The sequence below is a fragment of the Arthrobacter sp. GCM10027362 genome (assembly GCF_042679445.1).
In the GTDB taxonomy this organism is placed as follows: domain Bacteria; phylum Actinomycetota; class Actinomycetes; order Actinomycetales; family Micrococcaceae; genus Crystallibacter.
Window position 1 is genome coordinate 1 of the sequence record NZ_JBHTML010000310.1, and the last position, 2,803, is coordinate 2,803.

Consider the following 2,803-nt stretch of genomic DNA (forward strand, 5'->3'; position numbering starts at 1 on the left):
GGCCGCGTTCGGCCGGGTCCGTCGCTGCCCAGTCCGGCTGGGCGGCACGCGCCGCGGCCAGGGCCTCCGCGACCTGCCCGGGGCTGGACGACGGCACGGAGCCCACCAGGGTTCCGTCCCGGGGGTCGTGGATGGTGACGGCCGAATCCACGCCGTCGGTGCGAAGGTCGGTGAGCGGGTTCATCTGGCTCCCGGGGGTAAGGGACCCATCCAGCCTGCCGCGGTGCGGCACGGGTCCGGTTGTTCTCTGGCTGGTCCTGCCTCGCCGGCAGCGCGGAGGCGCCGGCGGCTGCATTCCTTACTTACCCCGTTGCGCCCCGGCTTAGACAACGGCGGGCCCCGGATCCGAATCTTTGCGGGAGCGCCCTGATCTCTTAGGGTGAAAGTCCGGGTAGCTGCGGCCCGCCCGGCAGGAGCGCCAAATCTCAGGAGGTTGGAATGGATCAGCGAGACCGGACGGAATTCGGCACGGCGGCATTCGGCGGCGCTGCGGTCACCGGTACCGCCGTGGGTCCGGTCCTGGAACCCTTCGAGGGCGTCCGGCGGGTCGCCGTGCTGCGCGGGGGCGGGCTGGGCGACCTAATGTTCGCCATGCCGGCGGTGGATGCCCTGGCCGCCGCCTACCCGGGGGCGGAGATCACCCTGCTCGGCACCCCGATGCATGCGGCGCTGCTGGACGGGTTCCCCGGCCCGGTGGACCGGGTGGAGGTGCTTCCCTTTGCCCACGGGGTCCGCCCCGGACCCGAGGACCCGCCGGCGCAGGCAGCCTTCTTCGAGCGCATGCGCAGCCGGGGCTTCGACCTGGCCGTCCAACTGCACGGCGGCGGGCGGTTTTCCAACCCGTTCCTGCTGGGCCTGGACGCCCGCCATAGCATCGGCACCCGCACTCCGGATGCGCAGCCGCTGGAGCGGAGCATCCCCTACGTGTACTACCAGAACGAGGTGCTCCGGGCGCTGGAGGTGGTGGGGCTGGCCGGGGCCCGGCCGGTGTCCCTGCAGCACCGGCTGGAAGTCACGCCCGCGGAAGCAGCCCGGATCAGTCCCCTGCTGCAGCCGGGCAGCGAGTCCCTGGTGGTTGTCCACCCCGGCGCCTCCGATCAGCGCCGGCGCTGGCCGGCCCCATCGTTCGCGGAGGTCGCCGCGAAGGCGGCGCAGGACGGCAGCCAGGTGCTGGTGATCGGCGATGCCGGCGAGGCGGAGCTCGCCGGAACCGTGGTCCGCCTCGCCGCAGGGATGGCCGACGGCGGCAGGATCCGTTCCGTGGCCGGGCAGCTGGACCTGCGGGAGCTGGCCGCCCTGCTGCGGGCCGCCGACGTGGTGGTCGCCAACGACAGCGGCCCGCGGCACCTGGCCCAGGCGGTCGGCACGCCCACCGTCGGGATCTACTGGGTGGGCAACATGATCATGGCCGGAGCGCCGGGCCGGACGCTGCACCGGATCCACCTGGGCTGGGTCACCCACTGTCCCGTCTGCGGGGTGGATGTCACCCAGGTGGGCTGGAATGCGCGGCGCTGTGACCACGAATTCCCGCTCACGGCGCAGGTCTCCCCGGCGGATGTCTACGCGGATGTGCAGGAGCTTACGGCCACGAGCCTTCTTCTTCGTGGCAGATGAGCATCTCGCGCACCTCGCAGCCCGAGGGCTGGGACAGGGCGAAAAGGACCGCCTGCGCCACCCGTGCCGGGTCGTTGAGCCGGGAATCGTCCTGCGGCTTGTACTGCTCCAGCCGGTCGTCGAAGAAGTGCGTCTTCATCCCGCCCGGGATCAGGGTGGTCACCCCGACCTGTCCGGCGGTCTCGGCGGCCAGCGCGCGGCTGAAGCCCAGCACGCCGAATTTGGAGGCGCAGTAGGCCGTCGCATCGGAGACCCCGCGCAGGGCCAGGGTGGACGCCACCGTGACCACGCGGCCGTGCGAGTCCTTCAGGTAGGGCAGGGCGGCGCGGACCACGGAGACGGTGCCGAGCAGGTTGACGCCGATCACGCGCTCGAATTCCTCCGCCGGAACGTCCTCCAGGCGGCCGCAGCGGTCGATCCCGGCAGCGGTGACGACGGCGTCCAGCCCGTCCAGCATCTGGGCGGCCTGATCCACGGCCGCGGAGACCGCCAGGCGGTCCGCCACGTCGGCCTCCAGGCACTTCATGCCGGTGATGCGGCTGATGTCACGGTCCAGGACCACGGGCGTGCCCCCTGCCGCGGCGACCGCCGCGGCGACGGCGGCGCCGAGGCCGGAGCCTCCGCCGGTAACCAGGACACGACCGGGGTTAACTGCTGCTGTGTTCATTCCTTGCCTTCCGGATTGACTGCGTTGGGCTGGGTTTAAGTTCGGCTGGGTTTATTGGGGCGTGGCTCGGCCGGTCAGCCGACCCTGGCCAGCGCCTCGGCCAGCCTGGTGGTCGACCGCGCCGGGTGGTACGGGACGGTCATGATCTGCCCGCCCCAGGAACGGACGAGGGCGGCCTCGGGCAACTGCTCCACGCTGTAGTCACCGCCCTTGACCCAGATGTCCGGCCGGAGCCGGTCCAGCGCGGCTTCCGGCGTGTCCTCGTCGAAGATGAGCACGCCGTCCACGCATTCGAGCGAACCGAGCAGTTCGGCCCGGTCCTGCTGGGACATGATGGGCCGCTGCTCCCCCTTGAGCCGGCGGACGGAGGCATCCGAGTTCAGGCAGACAATGAGGCAGTCCCCCAGGCTGCGCGCCGCCGCGAGGGTGCGGGCGTGCCCCGCGTGCAGCAGGTCGAAGCATCCGCCGGTGGCCACCACCGTGCCGCCGGCCTCCCGGGTGCGCTGTGCGGCGGCGAACGCG

General features: G+C 72.1%; 4 protein-coding genes. 1 reads left to right on the forward strand and 3 read right to left on the reverse strand.

The genetic code is table 11. The features are described 5' to 3' along the window. Positions 1-184 (reverse strand): aldehyde dehydrogenase family protein (locus ACFQ36_RS22025; RefSeq protein WP_377017592.1); only part of this gene is annotated, 184 nt, incomplete at its 3' end. A gap of 254 nt (positions 185-438) precedes the next feature. On the opposite strand from ACFQ36_RS22025, the gene ACFQ36_RS22030 reads away from it, so the two are divergent. Beyond that, positions 439-1,614 carry a glycosyltransferase family 9 protein gene (locus ACFQ36_RS22030; protein WP_377017594.1) on the forward strand — a complete coding sequence of 392 codons (1,176 nt, stop codon included), beginning with the start codon at positions 439-441 and terminating at the stop codon, positions 1,612-1,614. Here the strand turns inward: ACFQ36_RS22030 and ACFQ36_RS22035 are convergent. Both ACFQ36_RS22035 and rfaE2 read right to left on the reverse strand, forming a co-directional pair. Further along, positions 1,580-2,281, reverse strand: coding sequence for an SDR family oxidoreductase (locus ACFQ36_RS22035; protein ID WP_377017597.1), 702 nt, complete (start codon positions 2,279-2,281; stop codon positions 1,580-1,582). The two genes, ACFQ36_RS22030 and ACFQ36_RS22035, sit on opposite strands and share 35 nt — an antisense overlap. A 74-nt stretch (positions 2,282-2,355) precedes the next feature. Continuing rightward, positions 2,356-2,803, reverse strand: a 448-nt coding sequence (gene rfaE2, locus ACFQ36_RS22040) for a D-glycero-beta-D-manno-heptose 1-phosphate adenylyltransferase (protein ID WP_377017600.1), incomplete at its 5' end; no start/stop codon positions are given.